Genomic DNA, 14,906 nt, shown 5'->3' on the forward strand with positions numbered 1-14,906 from the left:
CCGAGAGTTCAGCCTTGTGGCTGGAAGCGCTATGTACGGACTGATTACCGTGATTTACGCTTCAACGAATCGCACCGACCGTTCCCCAGCTCTCCGAGAGCGATCGGGCTTTCGTTTTGGCATTGGCACAGCAGTCGGCGCAGTCGATCGACCGAGCACGGCTCTACGAGTCAGAATCGCAAGCACGGACACAAGCAGAAGCAGCTAACCGAATTAAAGATGAGTTCTTAGCTGTCTTGTCGCACGAATTGCGAACTCCGTTGAATCCGATTCTGGGTTGGACTCGGCTGCTGCGAAGGGGAACCCTGGATTCTGGCAAGACGGCGGTAGCTCTCGAAACCATTGAACGCAATACCCAGTTGCAAGTTCAACTGATTGAGGATTTGCTGGATATTTCTCGGATTCTGCAAGGGAAGCTGAGTTTGAACTCTACTCCTATTAATTTGAAAACAACTCTTAAAGCCGCGATCGAAACAGTTAGTTTAGCCGCCGAAGCGAAAAACCTTCAAATTCAAACTCAGCTAGAACCCAATGTCGGCGATGTGTTAGGAGATGCTACCCGATTGCAACAGGTTGTCTGGAATTTGCTCACGAATGCCATTAAGTTCACCCCAACTGGAGGTAGAGTTGAAGTTGAGCTAAAAACGATTGATTCCTATGCTCAAATTCAAGTCAGGGATACAGGAAAAGGGATTAAGCCAGAATTTATTCCCTATGTCTTTGACACATTTCGACAAGCTGATAGCAGTATTACGAGAACCTTTGGTGGGTTAGGGCTGGGATTAGCGATCGTGCGTCACGTCGTTGAGCTACATGGTGGAATTGTCAAAGCCGAAAGTTGTGGAGAAGGACAGGGAGCAACATTTACTGTCACACTTCCTTTATTAGCCAGAAGCAATGATGCAAACAGCGATCGCAATGATCATCGAACACTCAATGCTCACACTTCACCCTTGGCTAGATTATGTATCCTGGCCGTCGATGACGAAGTAGACAATTTAGAGTTAGTTCAATGTATTTTGGAGCAAGCGGGAGCGACCGTGATCTCTGTATCTTCAGCAACGGATGCGCTACAAAAGCTCACTAAATTTAAGCCAGATGTTTTGATTGCTGATATTGGAATGCCACAAATCGATGGCTATAAGTTGATTGGTCAAATCCGACAACTATCGACACAGGAAGGAGGAGAGATTCCCGCGATCGCCCTGACAGCGTATGCAGGTGAGACAAATCAACAGCAAGCACTAGCAGCCGGATTTCAAAGGCATCTTCCCAAGCCTGTCGATCCTGAAACGTTAGTGGAGACAATTGAGCTATTGCTTCATCAAATCGAGTAATATTAATTTCGCTTGCACCATCCGTGATTGATATAATTCATCTGCATTAATCTGTGTTTATCTGCTCCTACATCCCCAAATCATATCAAATCCGATCGCCAGTCGATCTAAGGACACGGCACTGCGCCGTGTCCTTAGCCGTAACTTACCTGTGACAGCCTTGGGCGATCGCCTTCAACACCGCTAGCCGCACTTCTGGATGAGATTTCTCAAGCCCGTTCGCCCGAAAAACCCAGTGTCCGCCGCCCGCGTGCTCGATCGCAATTTTCTGTCCGTCAGGCAAAACTATTTGCCACCAATTCAACACACTGGCTTTAATAAGGTGGCACTGAATTTCGTTCAGTTGAGCCTCCATTAATTTCAGTTGACGCATGATTGGATTTTGGGCAGATGACTTCATGATTTTTCTCATTAAATGAATTCGACTGTTTCTCGGCTTGGATTTCAGTTTGCCGATTTTTGAACTTAACTTCACCTTCCGAAGTTTTTGCCTTAACTTCCCTTTCCGAAGTTTTCGCCTTCACTTCCCTTTTACCACCTTTAGGCTCAACTTTGACTCCAAAACCTTTAGACTTAACTTTTCCTGGGGCAGAAGTTGAAGTCTGTTCCGTGGCCGGCTTCTTAAACTCCGCGTCTAATTGGTCTAAAATCTCCTCTTGTTCGGGAGTATGTTCCGCTGGCTGCTCTAAATTGCTGGGATTGTATTCGCCAACCAACCTTGCCAAAAATTCCGAAATTGACAGTCCGGCTGCGGCTGCTTTTTTCGTTAAAAGGGCGTAGGTGTCGGTTTTAATGCGAATTTGTTTTAGCCGGAGGTTGGGATTGTTGTCAACTGTTTCGGCAATAGTTACTGCGGTAATCCTTTCTTTTGGTATGACATCGACAACTTCTTGCCACTTTTCCTGTAAACGACAGTCGCCATATTGGTCGGTAATTGCGTGTTTGAACAAAGGGACAACTTGAGCAACGCAGCTAGGCAAAATCTCAAATCCTGCTTTAATTAAGCGCAGGCAAATACTCGCAGCTTTGATAATTTGTGTGCAGTAAAAATACTGCCTACCTAATGCTTGTTCGCAGTAACTTTTAAAAGTTTTGAACTTGTCTTTGTACAATCGCAGCTTTCGGATGGCGTCCAGCATGATTCCTTGCCGCACGTAGTCTAGGAATCCCCTTTTAATTTCGCCTGTGAGATAGTCTAAATCGTGAAAGGGAGATTGATTCTGGATTTCTTCTTCAAAGTCTAGCAGCGGGCCTGCAAAGTGAAAGTTGGAGGCGACATCGCCTAGGTAGAAGTTGTCAATTGATGTGGACATGATCTGGAATGGTTCGAGAAAGGGCACGATAGCACGGAAGTTGTGCGATCGCAAAGTTGAAGTTTTGGTCTGGATCTTTGATACAATTTTGAGTTGGGCTGTCTTGTGAGGTCGATCGACCTTTTACATGGCATCACCTCAAGGCGGTTATTCAAAACTGCAGGTTTTGGCTGTTCGGCCTGACCGACCAGCTTTTGTTCTGTCACTTGTGTCTCATTATGAGATGTCGATTTAGATTTGTCAAGTATGACATCTCAATTTGAGATTTATGTTACAATGTCATCAAGAAAAGAACGAAGACAGGAGGGCAATTCACCATTGGAAGCCCTAAGAATCAACAAAACAGACTTATCACAAGATGAGTTTGCTTTTAGATGCGGGATTCCCCGGGCCACGTATCATAGATGGATATCTGGAGCCACAGAACCAAAATTTTCTCTCTTTCAGTTGAAAGCTATTTGCCGAGAACTAAAAATAGAAAAAATCGATGAACTTCCAGAGAGCTTTGGGCCGAATTAGCAATTAAATTAAACCAACAGTTAAAAAATTATTACTGCTGATACAATTTTGAGTTGGGCTGTCTTGTGAGGTTGATCGACCTTTTACATAGCACCACCTCCTCGGCGTTGAGAAAAAAGGGGCTTGAGGTATGCGCCCAACCCCCGAAAATACGCTTGGGTATGCAAGCACAATTGATAGACGCTACAAATAAGGCAGTTCTTCAAACCTGCATTTTGACCTTGGAGGCTCGCCCGGTTGCCTTTGTTTTGCCTATCTACTAGCAGTTTAGTGCCAGATTTCAATTTTGTCAAGCACTATTTTGCTAGCAATTAACTGCTATAATTGATGGAAGCTAAAGATCAAGAAACCATAACCTTGAAAAACCTTAGAGAAAGTGCAAATTTGACCCAACCTGAACTTAGTCGTCGAATGGGGGTAGGAATTCGCATTATTGGCGATTGGGAACGAGGAGAATCCATTCCGCGCTTCGATCGCGTCATTGCTCTGGCGCGCGAGCTAGGCGTACCTCTAAAAACACTTGCTAGATGTATGGGATTAGACGTAGCCAAAATTCCCGATGACCTACAAGCATTAAGTGTACTTCATCTTTCGGCGGAGGTCAAGAAGCTAGAAGCCGTGAAACAAGCTTCATGTATTGTGGCAGAAAATTCGCAAGAAAAGGAAAAGTCTCCATTAAGGCTTCTCAGAGAACAAGCTGGTCTAACCCGCCCTCAAGTCAAACAACATATCGGCGTTTCTGAGCGGATGCAAGCTGACTGGGAATCAGGAAAGTCCCTGCCAACTGTTGAAAACGTAGCTGCACTGGCTAACCTGTACCAGGTTTCTCTAAAAACTATGTTTGAGCTTTTAGGATTAGACGTAACCAAAATTCCCGATGACTTACCAAGTCGTGAGCCCTCACCGAACGACAACTAACCTGCAGGGGTTCGTCCATGTCTAGGGAAATGGGTTTGAGTCATGCACCCAAGCCCGGAAAATACTAAGGCTATAACTAAAAACTCAGAAGCCCGATCGACCTTTCATCGATCAATCCGTGACTTTCCCTCTCAAAGCTTTAATCTGCCCTCGCTTGGTTTTGCTGTCGAGACGCTTGCGCTGGGAACTACGAGTCGCTTTGCTGGGTTTGCGCCTTTTCGGTATGACGATCGCACTTTTAATCAGTTCTTGCAGCCGTCTCAAAGCCTCTTCCCGGTTTTGTTCCTGGCTGCGGTGTTCCTGGGCTTTGATGACAATCACACCTTCGGAGGTGATGCGCTGGTCGTTGATTTGCAACAAACGCTCCTTGTAGCGATCGGGCAATGAGGAAGCTGGGATATCAAAGCGCAAGTGAATCGCACTCGCCACCTTATTTACATTTTGCCCCCCCGCGCCTTGAGAGCGAATCGCACTAATCTCGATTTCGCGATCGTCTATGAACACTGTATTAGAAATTTGCAGCATGATTCATCAGTGAGGTTAAAGATGATGGGAAAGCAGTGCATCTTTTATATATAACTTACTTTGGTATATAAGTTATTTACAATTCTTAGCTAGCAGGATGAATTCGATGAGTCTTTTTCTATCCCATAACTCTACGTCGTTAGATTTAGCAAGATTGTAAGCGTTTTCTGTAAATCTGTTGTTCGTGATTACTCTTCCTTTATTTCCTTTGTAATGTCTGACGGCTCCTGCTACTTCTTGAACTGCTTTAATACCAACTGAATTTTTGCTCCTTTTCGCTTGAACCACGGTTTTGGAGCCATCTTTGTATAAAATTAAATCCGCCCCATAATCTTGACTATCTTGAGTTAAAGTAACAGTATAACCACAGTTTATAAAATGAACCTCTAGAAATTTTTCAAACTCTTTTCCCGTCATTTCATCCACTTCCAGAATACCACTGTCTAATAAACGCTTTTTTTCCTCTTCTTCTTTCAATGTATCCAATAGCGATGTCGCAATCACACCCACAACGGCAGCGGCTCTTACAATAAAAGATTTCATAAAATTACTTTTTTTAAAAAAGGAGTAGTTATGATGGTAGCAGATTTGCTCAGTATAGTTATCTACTAAGACCGCAAGTAAGATCACAAGCACATTGTGATCTTACTTACTGATTCTTTGAGATTGCCGATCTGGGACTGGGGCTTTTTGTCTGCACTCAAGTTCAAGTATGCTTCAAAGAGTCAGGCGAAAGTCAAGGGATTTTATAGTTTAGAACTGTAACAAAACTTTAATCACACCCAAACCGGAGTTTTAGAAAAAATTAATGCGGATACCGTGACAATGGGCAATACTGTAGCCTAAGATCGGCTTTAATTATCAGTATCATCTCAAGGCAAGGATGCAATATGGCAGATATCAACGGCACGATGATGCAATATTTCCACTGGTACACTTCCGATCAAGGAACCCTGTGGGATGAGGTGAAAAACCAGGCGAAAGAATTGGCTGATGCGGGTTTTACCGCACTGTGGCTGCCCCCAGCTTACAAAGGAAGTGGCGGGCAAAGCGACGTTGGATATGGGGTTTACGACTTATTTGATTTGGGAGAATTCGACCAAAAAGGTTCAATACGTACCAAATATGGTACTAAGCAGCAATATTTGGATGCGATCGCAGCCCTGCACAAATCTCAGATCCAAGTCTATGCCGATGTAGTTATCAACCACAAAATGGGTGCAGATGCAGCAGAGATATTTAAGGCCACTCCTTATCCTTACCACAATCGGCTAAATCCCAAAGGTTGGTTGCAAGAAATCAAAAGCTACACCCATTTTAACTTTCCCGGACGCAAAGGTAAATATTCCCAATTTGAATGGCACTGGTGGCATTTTGACGCAGTAGACTACAACGATTACAATCCAGACGATCGCGGCACAGTCTATTTGATAGAAGGGAGAATGTTTGATGACTATGTTGCCCTAGAAAATGGCAATTTTGCCTATTTAATGGGGTGCGATCTGGATTTCCAGGATCAATGGGTACGAGATGAAATTACACGCTGGGGTAAGTGGTATCTCGACACAACAGGTGCCGACGGTTTCCGTATAGATGCAATCAAGCACATATCGTCTTGGTTTTTTGCGGAATGGTTGGATGAAATGGAGCGATATGTCGGCAAAGATTTGTTTGTTGTCGGTGAGTATTGGGCACCAAATATCGATATCCTGCACTGGTATGTCGGTTCAGTTAAGGGCAAAATGTCAGTTTTTGATGTGCCACTGCATTACAACTTTCATTACGCCAGCCAACAGGGCGGTAACTACGATATGCGGCGCATCTTAGACGGTACAATGATGCAGCAGCAACCGACTCATGCAGTAACCTTTGTCGAAAACCACGACTCCCAACCGCTGCAAGCACTTGAATCTGTTGTAGAACCGTGGTTTAAACCTCTTGCTTATGCGATTATTCTATTGCGAAGAGAAGGTTATCCCTGCGTTTTCTATGGCGATTATTACGGTGCAGAATATGAAGATTGGGGGCGTGATGGCAATCGGTATAAGATTGTTTTGCCCTCTCATCGATCGCTAATTGACAAGTTTCTTCATGCTCGCAAACACTTCGCCTACGGCCCTCAATATGACTATTTCGATCATTGGAATACAGTTGGCTGGACGAGATTGGGCAATGGGAAACATCCACAGGCAATGGCAGTAATTATGAGTGACGGCCCGGAGGGTTCCAAGTGGATGGAAGTTGGTAAACCTAATGCTAAGTTTGTGGACTTAACAGGGCATATTCAGGAACCTGTTTCTACTAACGAGTGGGGTTGGGGCGAGTTTCGCTGTCAAGGCGGTTCAGTATCCGTGTGGGTTCAGGAATAAGATGTATTGGCAGTAATCTGATTGTCTAAGCTGTCGCGCATTTAAATTGTAGATTGAGGGCGGGCGGGACGCCCAACCCCTACTCCCCACAAGACTTTAAAATTTTTTGACATACCATTTAAATGCAGAACAGCTTATCTGTAAGGTGCGCCGAAACGCACCCTACAAAAATTAATTAGTCCGTAGTACCGGTTTGCAGTGACTCTTTAGCAGTCTGCGTCCACTCAGAGTGGAAGAATTCACCGCGTGGTTTGTCGGTGCGTTCGTAGGTGTGAGCCCCAAAATAATCACGCTGAGCTTGCGTGAGGTTTTGTGGCAATCTTTCGCGTCGGTAGCTATCGAAATAGTCCAGTGAGGCGCTAAATGCTGGCACTGCAATCCCCAGTTGGCAAGCAGTAGCTAACACGTCTCGCCAAGCTGATTGGCGATCGAGAATGCTCTGTTTGAACTCCGGCGCTAACAGCAAATTCGGCAACGTGGGGTCGTCTTTGAAAGCTGTTTTAATCTTGTCCAAAAAGCCAGCCCGAATAATACAGCCACCTTTCCAAATTCGGGAAATTTCGCTCAAACTCAAGTCGTAATTGTACGACTTCGACGCCGCACTCAACAGCGCCATGCCTTGAGCGTAGGAGCAAATCTTCGAGCAGTAAAGCGCATCCCGGACTTTATTCACAAACTCTTTAGTATCGCCTTCGTACTTGCCGCTAGGCCCCGTAAGTTCTTGGGAAGCTTTGATGCGCTCGTCTTTGTAAGAAGACATGATTCTGGCATTCACAGCAGCGATAATTGTGGGAATGCTCACACCCAATTCTAAAGCACTCATTACAGTCCAGCGGCCGGTGCCTTTTTGACCGGCTGCGTCCATAATTACCTCAACTAAGGGTTGCTTAGTTTCCGGGTCAATGTACTTGAAAATATTAGCCGTAATTTCAATCAAAAACGAGTTGAGTTCGTCTGTGGTATTCCATTCGGCAAAAACTTCCTGCAATTGCTGGCCGTTCAATCCACCAACGTTTTTGAGCAAATCGTAGGCTTCAGCAATGAGCTGCATATCACCGTACTCAATGCCGTTGTGAACCATCTTCACGTAGTGACCAGCGCCACCGGGGCCGATGAATGTGACGCAGGGGCCGTCATCTACTTGAGCCGCAATTTTGGTGAGAATTGGCTCTAGTAGGCCGTAAGCAGTGCGGGTGCCACCGGGCATCAAGCTAGCACCGTTGAGCGCGCCTTCTTCGCCGCCGCTGATGCCCATGCCGACAAATCCCAGTCCCATCGATTCTAAATCTTTGGTGCGGCGTTCGGTGTCGTCGTATAGCGAGTTGCCGCCGTCAATAATCATGTCGCCCGGTGACAGCATGGGTTTGAGCTGGTCGATGACTGCATCTACGGGTTTCCCAGCTTGCACCATGACTAAGATTCGGCGCGGGGTTTCTAGGGCATCGACGAATTCTGTCAGAGTCTTGGTGCCTACAATGTTCTTGCCGGGGGCGCGTAGGGCCATGAAGTCGTCGGTTTTGGCTGCTGTGCGGTTGTACACAGCCACGGAGAAGCCTCTGCTTTCGACGTTGAGCGCTAGGTTTTCGCCCATCACTGCTAGACCGATTAAACCAAAATTTTGCTTTGTCATGCTAATAACCCGCTGGTTGTTCCCGCTTGAGGATTGATTTGCGAGAGAGGAAAGCGAGGCGGGGTGTACCGCTTTCCGGTGGACTAAAAGTATTGGACAATAGACCTAGGAGGTTTAGGTTTATTTTTATATTCCCAGAATTGCTGTTTGGTAAATCAGTAGGGTTTTTTTAAGATTTAAGGGATATTAATGACGGGGACAGGTGATGATAAGGCAGGTATTATGTCGATCGCAGTAACGGTAGATACAAACAAGCGGACATTTTAAGGAAAATTGAGGAGACTGTTGTAACTATGGAAGATTTGCAGTATCTCGCGGCCTGGGTGAAGGAGCAACACGCTCGCGAGTATATTTTGACTTGGCTGCTGAGTCAACAGGGGCTGTGGTGGTCGGATGGGGATATTTATCAGGCCGTTTTGCAAAAGTCGGGAAAGCTTTTGAAAGCTTATGTTCAAAAAAGGCAAGCTGGAGAGTTATTTGAGGGAATTTCTGAGAAGTTGGGAGGAGATGAGAATTGGGATGATTTGGCGGCGAGTTTGGCGCGGATTGTTGCGGTTTATCAAGAGGAATTATCGCATTTGCAAGAGCGCGATCGCAAGGGGGATGGACTAAAAAAAAATTTGATTAGCCAACCGTTGACTGGAGATCCTTTGCCGCTTTTGGAGGTGCAGCAAGCTTTGCCCGATCCTTATGCGGATACGTTGACGGGGAGATAATTGCTCATCATTTTTGTGGATGGAGGCTCCTCTCAGAAACCGGGTTTCTTCCCTTATTTCTCGTACTCAACCAAAATTGTCGCAGAAACCCGGTTTCTCGCCAGCCAACTAAAGAAAATGGATCGAGATTCAAGGATTGAGAATAGGTGTAATATCTAGAAGAAATCCGGGAAGTACATCTTCACCCGAAAGTGTAGGCGGTTGGTCAAAAGAGAAATTAATCACTTCTGCTACATCTTCAGACAAGCGATAGATTTCTACTAAAGGCGTTTGCGGGTCAATTAGCCAACCTAAGCGACAGCCGTTAGTTTGATAATACCGCATTTTAGCCCGCAATGTTTCTAGGGAATCACTTTGCGATCGCAATTCTATTACAAAGTCCGGGCACAGGGGAGGAAATTTGCGCTTATCTTCTGCGGATAATGCTTCCCAACGTTCTAGGAGTACCCAAGCAGCATCAGGGGAACGCTTCGCACCGTTGGGTAATTGAAAGATAGTGGAAGAGTCAAAGACTTTTCCCAATCGAGTCTGACGATTCCACAAACCGAGTCCCAGGTTGAGATCGGAATTTCTGATGCCGCTTTCGCCGCCTGTTGGAGGCATAATAATTAGTTCTCCTTCGGGGGTTTGTTCTAATCGCCACTCTTCATTAGCGATGGACAATTGATAAAATTGTTCGTCGGTTAAAGCGACGGCGGCAGGTAGGTTGAGAGTTATAGTTTCCATCGTTGATATTATGGCCAACTAGGTTGGTTTTATTATAACTCGCACTTTCTGACAATTTTCTCAAAAAGATCGCATTCAACAGTAAAACAGGTATCTCTGCTTTACCTCGAAGGCTAGATCCCCCTAAATCCCCCTTAAGAAGGGGAGTAGGGGTTGACTTTGAATCGAACTTTTTTCCCCTCGTTAAGAAGCGGGAATTTGTATTTGACTTTTGTCCCCCCCTTTTTAAGGGGGGCTAGGGGGGATCGAGACTTTGCCACAAAACAAATGAGATTAATCTCTCATAAATCTATCTCGCACAATCATCCCAGGAACCGGGTTTCTTCCGATATTTCTCGTACTCAACTGAAAATTGTCGCAGAAACTCGGTTTATCGCCACCTAACGAGAGAAATTAGATCGCAAATCCGCGATAATCGATCGCAATCACCCGCGCCAAATTCCCCACGCTAACCCACAAGTCCGCCGGGGGTTGAAAACCCCCGTCTCATAGCAAAAGTCTTCTCAAAGAGGACTGAAAGACACATTTTTGAACAAGCATTGCAATATCTCCCCAGTCGGTTTCAAGCGACTTTCGCTATGAGACAGGGGTTTTAACCCCTGGCGGACTGTTTGTTTAACTCTAAATATAGCTGCTAGCTTGACGGGTGAACATTGAGCAGTAAATTCCGTTTGATGCTATCAATTCGTCGTGAGTTCCTATTTCTGCTATTTTACCGTTTTCCATCACGGCGATGCGATCGGCAATTTTTGCTAATCCCAATCTGTGACTGATGACTATGGTTGTTTTCCCGGCGGCTATTTGGCGGAAGATGCTGTAAATTTCGTGTTCGGTCTTGGGGTCGAGGGCGGCGGTTGGTTCGTCAAAAATGAGCACTTCGGCTGTAGAAAGCCGCATTAAGGCGCGGGCGATCGCAATTCTTTGCCACTGTCCCCCCGATAAGTCTATGCCGTCTTCTAATTGTTTCCCCAACGGAGTCTCTAAACCTGCGGAAAGACTATTGACTTTGGCGCTAATTCCTGCTTCGGAAATAGCTTCGTTAATTGCGGTGTCATCTGACAGGGAAAGCAAGTCGCCGAAACCGACGTTTTCGCGGACTGTGGAGGGGAAACGGGCGTAATCTTGCATAACGACGGCGATGCGCGATCGCACGTATGCTAGAGAGTACGATCGCAAATCTTTGCCATTCCAGTCGATCGTACCACTTGTCGGGTCGTATAGGCGGCCGAGGAGTTTGCCAAGGGTTGTTTTACCCGCGCCATTTTCACCAACAAGCACTAGCATTTCACCCGGATTAATGGTTAAGTTGATATCTTCAACTGTGCTTTTATTGCTACCGGGATAGCAGAAAGATAGATGCTTAATCTCGATGCCAATTTTATCTTTTGTGGGGCGGGAATCTGGCCCGTCTTCTGGTAAACTAGGCAGGCGAGATGCTACATCCCCAAGCGGAGACTGCAATTCTGGTTTGAGTTCTAACAGTTGAAAAATCGGAGTAACACCGAGAGAGATATCGTACAAATTAGCATAATTACCAATCAGTAATTGCAAACTTTGCTCCACCTGAACAATCAAACCCGAATAAAGCGCCAAATCTCCCAAAGTATAGCGACCACCCAAAGCTCCCATTACCACATAAACAAATGGCAAAGCTACTCCGATTCTACTAAACACTGACCACAAAAGTAAAACAATTGCTCCTTTTTTTCGGATTTGCTGCATCTCGCTAAAAAATTGCAAAAACTGATCCTGCCAGCGTTTGAGCCAAAGTTCTTGCAACCCAAACAAACGCAATTCTTTAGCGTATTCTTCCCCCGTCAATACTCTAGAAGATAAGTTCATTTCACGAGTTATTTTAGCTTGCTTTCTTTGAACTCTCCAGATGATTTTGCTATATTTTCTTTGGATGTAAATTGAGGGGCAGGATGAAATCAACATCAGCACTGGCACCCACCAAGCTATCGCGGCAGCAAGGCCTATCGATGGAATAAATATAAAAATTCCCGTGACTGTCATGCTGATGGTAAAGGCTAGTTGCTGTATTTTGAATACTCCCGTTTTGGCTAGTTCTACTATATTTAATAGTTCGGGGTTTTCAAAGAGGGCAATATCGTCGAAATTGGCGACTTTTTCGATGACTTTTCCTTCGACAAAGCCTTGAACGCGATCGCGCAAAGATGTCGAGACAAAAGAGCCCATTGTGTCTAGGGCATCGCCGACTAACCTGAGACTTAAGACTCCGGCAATACTCCACAGCAATATTGGCCGGGAAAGCATCAAAGCAAAAGGCTGTGCTGTTTGGGTTTGCGATAGCAACCGAGATACTTCATCAATGATTAATTTATCTAAAAAAAGCACGGCAGATGGGGCAGCACCGCCGATGATGTTGAGTATTATTAAATTTCGGAGTTCTATTGGTGCGGCTTTGATTATCAGGCCTAGGCTGCGCCACAAAGCTTGGAATGTGGTAATTTGGATGGGTTGCATAGTTTGTGGGTAGGTGTCGGGTCTACTCATCCCCGGACGGTATATTATAACAGTAATTGTCAAGTAATATGGTTTCCTAACAATTAGGTCGGCAGGGATTTAAATCCCTGCCTCATAGCTAAAGTCCTCTCAAGAGGACTGTTGATTAATATTTACAATTTGAGTCGGTTAGCTTAGTTTTAACGGGACTTAAAAAATTCAAGCCCAAACAGAGCATCGAACTAGCTTTATAAGCAGAGAATACGTCCCAATTTTCGTTCAGCCATTTGACCAACCGAAAAGATATTGCTCTCCGAAACGCTTCGAGCGCCAGAGAAAAGGTATTTCAAAGTTTATTTACCCACCTACTTAATAATTTAAACTGTTTTTGACACAGGCATGAGGCCTGTGCCAAACAAAGAATACTAACGGCAAGCACTCTTATTTCAAGCAGCATTATCGTCAATCAGCTCATTACCAATAGCTATCGTGTCGCCATAATTGCTCAATTCTGCCCAACGGGGTGAGAATAGGCGATTATGTAGTTCAATCACCTTGTCAAGATCAGTTATAACCTCTACGTGATCGTATCCCCGAGATGCTTTACGCCATCCAGTTAGAGTGAGATTAGCGCCACCTGTGAAAGCTACCAAACCATCAATCACCAGCAGTTTTTGATGAGGTAGTTGTTGCCAGTTTGAACTGCGAACAATCCTAATTTCTAAATTCGGCGCTTCGTTTTTGTAGTTTTCCAGTTCAGGCAAAAGCCAATTTTCTTGGTTGGAAGGTATAGATACAATGCCACGCACCTTAACCTTCTGTGCTGCGTACTTCAAATAGCCCAGAATCTCCTTGCAAGTGCCAAAAGTTGTGAAATGGACAAAATTTTGGGCTTGGTTCAGTCCTTCCAATAATCCATTGATAGGCGAATAATCTGGCTTGTATTGCCGTAAACGACTTGCGATAGATCCAAGTCGCTCAATATGTTTAACATTGTCATTCAACTCAATATAAAGACCCCGCTCTTTGAAATGGGAGCGAAATTTCTCTATTTGGGAGTGACCCTGAACAACATATTGAACACCACAAATTTGACACTGAATCTGTTGCTTCTTATTTTGAGGGATGACCTTGTGCAGACCGTAGCATTTCTGGCAGTGAGCCTTTGCTGGCTTAAAATCCTGCAAACTTGATATGTCAAAGCTGGGATTACCCATAATTGGCTCCATTACATAGGGTGGTTACTTGTCTTCCCTCCTCATATTAGAGGCTTTGCTAAATCGTAGTCAATTTATAGGAGATGCGAGAAATTTCTGGCACCTTCTTGAACTTCCTCATGTTCAATGGTACATAACTGAGAGCGGTTTAAATCAAATCTCCTTCCATTTAAGCAAGCTGGAGGATGAACAAACTGCCAATCAATTTGTTTCAGAAATTGAAAAAAGGATAAAAGTCTGCCCTGTTAACCGTCAGATCGAAGACAAAGCAAGGTCATTATATATCAGGGATTTTGAATCTGCAATCGTGGTGGCTTGTGCAATTGAGATGGATGTATGTGCAATTGTCACCCAGAACCCTCAAAAGTTTGAGGGTTCTGGTTTGTCGTCAATTCTCTCAGTGAGTGATTTATCAGAGCGCCACCAGCTAGAAGAAATATTAAAGAAGCCAAGTTTACCTAGTTTACCTATTTTACAGGTAGGTAGCTTGCCAGAATTTAGATCCCAATTGAATCGCAGTTTTTACCAGCAGGAAAACCCCGTACAGTTGTGTCTATTTCAAACCTTGGAGGTTGAGAGCACCTTGAGCTACAGAATCCGAAATCCCATTGGGACAGTATTAAAAGTTTTTAATTTATTAACAAAAGAATACTTAGAAGGTATAACTCTTGAGGAATTAAGTATACAAACTAAGCATTCAAAGAAAACTACCCAAAGTATTATTTGGGATTTTCAAAATTTTAATATGGTATTTTTTGAAGGAGATAAAGTAGTAGTTGAACCATATTTGTTGAATTTATTAGAAAACGAAGTTACTGAATATTTAGCTGAAATATTAAAAAACCATGTAGTTACTAAAGAGATATATAAGGAACTAGAGCATCACAAAAGGATGACAAGATGGGGAGTGCAGAAATTAATAGCTGATATATGTCCGAGTGAAAAGCCTGTAAGCACTAAAACCTCACAGGACTATACCAGTAGAATGCTCACATGGTTTTTATATACAGGATTGCTGGAAAAGCAGGGTAAGGATAAATTTGTTAAACCTCTTGGTGAGGGTAAACAGAAGGGGAAATTAATAGAAGAAGCAGAGTAAGGATTCAGGTCTAAATTTGAGGAATTAAAGATGGTTCTTGCAGATCTGGATTAACCATCGCTTTTATAGCT

At 44.4% G+C, this 14,906-nt stretch carries 15 protein-coding genes; 7 read left to right on the forward strand and 8 right to left on the reverse strand.

Features of this window, described 5'->3' with window-relative positions; all coding sequences use genetic code 11:
• Together QUA34_RS30300 and QUA34_RS28870 are read left to right on the forward strand one after the other, a co-directional pair.
• Positions 1–208: hypothetical protein (locus tag QUA34_RS30300; protein WP_445242855.1), on the forward strand; the 208-nt coding region annotated here is incomplete at its 5' end.
• Positions 117–1,337: a hybrid sensor histidine kinase/response regulator gene (locus QUA34_RS28870; RefSeq protein ID WP_445242856.1), complete on the forward strand. Its 1,221-nt coding sequence runs from the start codon at positions 117–119 to the stop codon at positions 1,335–1,337. The genes QUA34_RS30300 and QUA34_RS28870, both read left to right, overlap by 92 nt.
• A 145-nt stretch (positions 1,338–1,482) precedes the next feature.
• On the opposite strand, the gene QUA34_RS28875 is transcribed toward QUA34_RS28870, so the two are convergent.
• Positions 1,483–1,644, reverse strand: coding sequence for a hypothetical protein (locus tag QUA34_RS28875; RefSeq protein WP_333084216.1), 162 nt, complete (start codon positions 1,642–1,644; stop codon positions 1,483–1,485).
• Positions 1,645–1,651: 7 nt separating this feature from the next.
• Positions 1,652–2,650 (reverse strand): hypothetical protein, encoded by a 999-nt coding sequence (locus QUA34_RS28880; RefSeq protein ID WP_333084218.1) that lies wholly within the window; start codon positions 2,648–2,650, stop codon positions 1,652–1,654.
• Positions 2,651–2,926: 276 nt separating this feature from the next.
• Here QUA34_RS28880 and QUA34_RS28885 point away from each other — a divergent pair, with 276 nt between their 5' ends.
• Together QUA34_RS28885 and QUA34_RS28890 are read left to right on the forward strand one after the other, a co-directional pair.
• Positions 2,927–3,169, forward strand: a complete 243-nt coding sequence (locus QUA34_RS28885; protein WP_293176868.1) for a helix-turn-helix domain-containing protein — start codon at positions 2,927–2,929, stop codon at positions 3,167–3,169.
• Between the two features lie 327 nt (positions 3,170–3,496).
• The gene (locus QUA34_RS28890) at positions 3,497–4,087 is read left to right on the forward strand and encodes a helix-turn-helix transcriptional regulator (RefSeq protein WP_333084219.1); all 591 of its coding nucleotides are present in this window, start codon (positions 3,497–3,499) and stop codon (positions 4,085–4,087) included.
• A gap of 111 nt (positions 4,088–4,198) precedes the next feature.
• Here the strand turns inward: QUA34_RS28890 and arfB are convergent, their stop codons facing one another.
• Positions 4,199–4,612: an alternative ribosome rescue aminoacyl-tRNA hydrolase ArfB gene (gene arfB, locus QUA34_RS28895; protein ID WP_333038823.1), complete on the reverse strand. Its 414-nt coding sequence runs from the start codon at positions 4,610–4,612 to the stop codon at positions 4,199–4,201.
• Between the two features lie 72 nt (positions 4,613–4,684).
• On the reverse strand, positions 4,685–5,155 hold the full coding sequence (locus QUA34_RS28900) for a restriction endonuclease (RefSeq protein WP_333390836.1): 471 nt from the start codon (positions 5,153–5,155) through the stop codon (positions 4,685–4,687).
• Positions 5,156–5,502: 347 nt separating this feature from the next.
• Between QUA34_RS28900 and QUA34_RS28905 the strand changes: the two genes are divergently transcribed.
• Entirely contained in the window at positions 5,503–6,981 is a 1,479-nt protein-coding gene (locus tag QUA34_RS28905) for an alpha-amylase (protein WP_333390838.1), read from the forward strand.
• A 175-nt stretch (positions 6,982–7,156) separates the two neighbouring features.
• Here QUA34_RS28905 and gnd read toward each other — a convergent pair whose 3' ends face one another.
• Complete coding sequence (gnd, locus tag QUA34_RS28910; protein WP_333390841.1) at positions 7,157–8,611, reverse strand: decarboxylating NADP(+)-dependent phosphogluconate dehydrogenase; 1,455 nt, start codon at positions 8,609–8,611, stop codon at positions 7,157–7,159.
• A 293-nt stretch (positions 8,612–8,904) separates the two neighbouring features.
• Here gnd and QUA34_RS28915 point away from each other — a divergent pair, with 293 nt between their 5' ends.
• Positions 8,905–9,327, forward strand: a complete 423-nt coding sequence (locus QUA34_RS28915; protein WP_333390843.1) for a hypothetical protein — start codon at positions 8,905–8,907, stop codon at positions 9,325–9,327.
• Positions 9,328–9,456: 129 nt separating this feature from the next.
• Here QUA34_RS28915 and QUA34_RS28920 read toward each other — a convergent pair whose 3' ends face one another.
• The 3 genes from QUA34_RS28920 to QUA34_RS28935 form a co-directional block, all read right to left on the reverse strand.
• Entirely contained in the window at positions 9,457–10,053 is a 597-nt protein-coding gene (locus QUA34_RS28920) for a Uma2 family endonuclease (protein ID WP_333390845.1), read from the reverse strand.
• 621 nt (positions 10,054–10,674) lie between these two features.
• A complete protein-coding gene (locus tag QUA34_RS28925; protein WP_333390847.1) occupies positions 10,675–12,540 on the reverse strand; it encodes an ABC transporter ATP-binding protein in 1,866 nt (621 codons plus the stop codon).
• A gap of 425 nt (positions 12,541–12,965) precedes the next feature.
• Positions 12,966–13,736, reverse strand: a complete 771-nt coding sequence (locus tag QUA34_RS28935) for a phospholipase D-like domain-containing protein (protein ID WP_333390850.1) — start codon at positions 13,734–13,736, stop codon at positions 12,966–12,968.
• Positions 13,737–13,764: 28 nt separating this feature from the next.
• Between QUA34_RS28935 and QUA34_RS28940 the strand changes: the two genes are divergently transcribed.
• A complete protein-coding gene (locus QUA34_RS28940) occupies positions 13,765–14,835 on the forward strand; it encodes a PIN domain-containing protein (protein WP_333390853.1) in 1,071 nt (356 codons plus the stop codon).
• Positions 14,836–14,906: the final 71 nt, after the last annotated feature.

Origin of the sequence: Microcoleus sp. POL10_C6 (assembly GCF_036701585.1) — a bacterium.
GTDB lineage: Bacteria > Cyanobacteriota > Cyanobacteriia > Cyanobacteriales > Microcoleaceae > Microcoleus.

What these genes read in the sequence shown, in the direction of transcription:
- QUA34_RS28880 (WP_333084218.1), bottom strand. Translation starts at nt 2,650, where the DNA reads ATGTCCACATCAATTGACAACTTCTACCTAGGCGATGTCGCCTCCAAC.
- QUA34_RS28885 (WP_293176868.1), top strand. Translation starts at nt 2,927, where the DNA reads ATGTCATCAAGAAAAGAACGAAGACAGGAGGGCAATTCACCATTGGAA.
- QUA34_RS28890 (WP_333084219.1), top strand. Translation starts at nt 3,497, where the DNA reads ATGGAAGCTAAAGATCAAGAAACCATAACCTTGAAAAACCTTAGAGAA.
- arfB (WP_333038823.1), bottom strand. Translation starts at nt 4,612, where the DNA reads ATGCTGCAAATTTCTAATACAGTGTTCATAGACGATCGCGAAATCGAG.
- QUA34_RS28900 (WP_333390836.1), bottom strand. Translation starts at nt 5,155, where the DNA reads ATGAAATCTTTTATTGTAAGAGCCGCTGCCGTTGTGGGTGTGATTGCG.
- QUA34_RS28905 (WP_333390838.1), top strand. Translation starts at nt 5,503, where the DNA reads ATGGCAGATATCAACGGCACGATGATGCAATATTTCCACTGGTACACT.
- gnd (WP_333390841.1), bottom strand. Translation starts at nt 8,611, where the DNA reads ATGACAAAGCAAAATTTTGGTTTAATCGGTCTAGCAGTGATGGGCGAA.
- QUA34_RS28915 (WP_333390843.1), top strand. Translation starts at nt 8,905, where the DNA reads ATGGAAGATTTGCAGTATCTCGCGGCCTGGGTGAAGGAGCAACACGCT.
- QUA34_RS28920 (WP_333390845.1), bottom strand. Translation starts at nt 10,053, where the DNA reads ATGGAAACTATAACTCTCAACCTACCTGCCGCCGTCGCTTTAACCGAC.
- QUA34_RS28925 (WP_333390847.1), bottom strand. Translation starts at nt 12,540, where the DNA reads ATGCAACCCATCCAAATTACCACATTCCAAGCTTTGTGGCGCAGCCTA.
- QUA34_RS28935 (WP_333390850.1), bottom strand. Translation starts at nt 13,736, where the DNA reads ATGGGTAATCCCAGCTTTGACATATCAAGTTTGCAGGATTTTAAGCCA.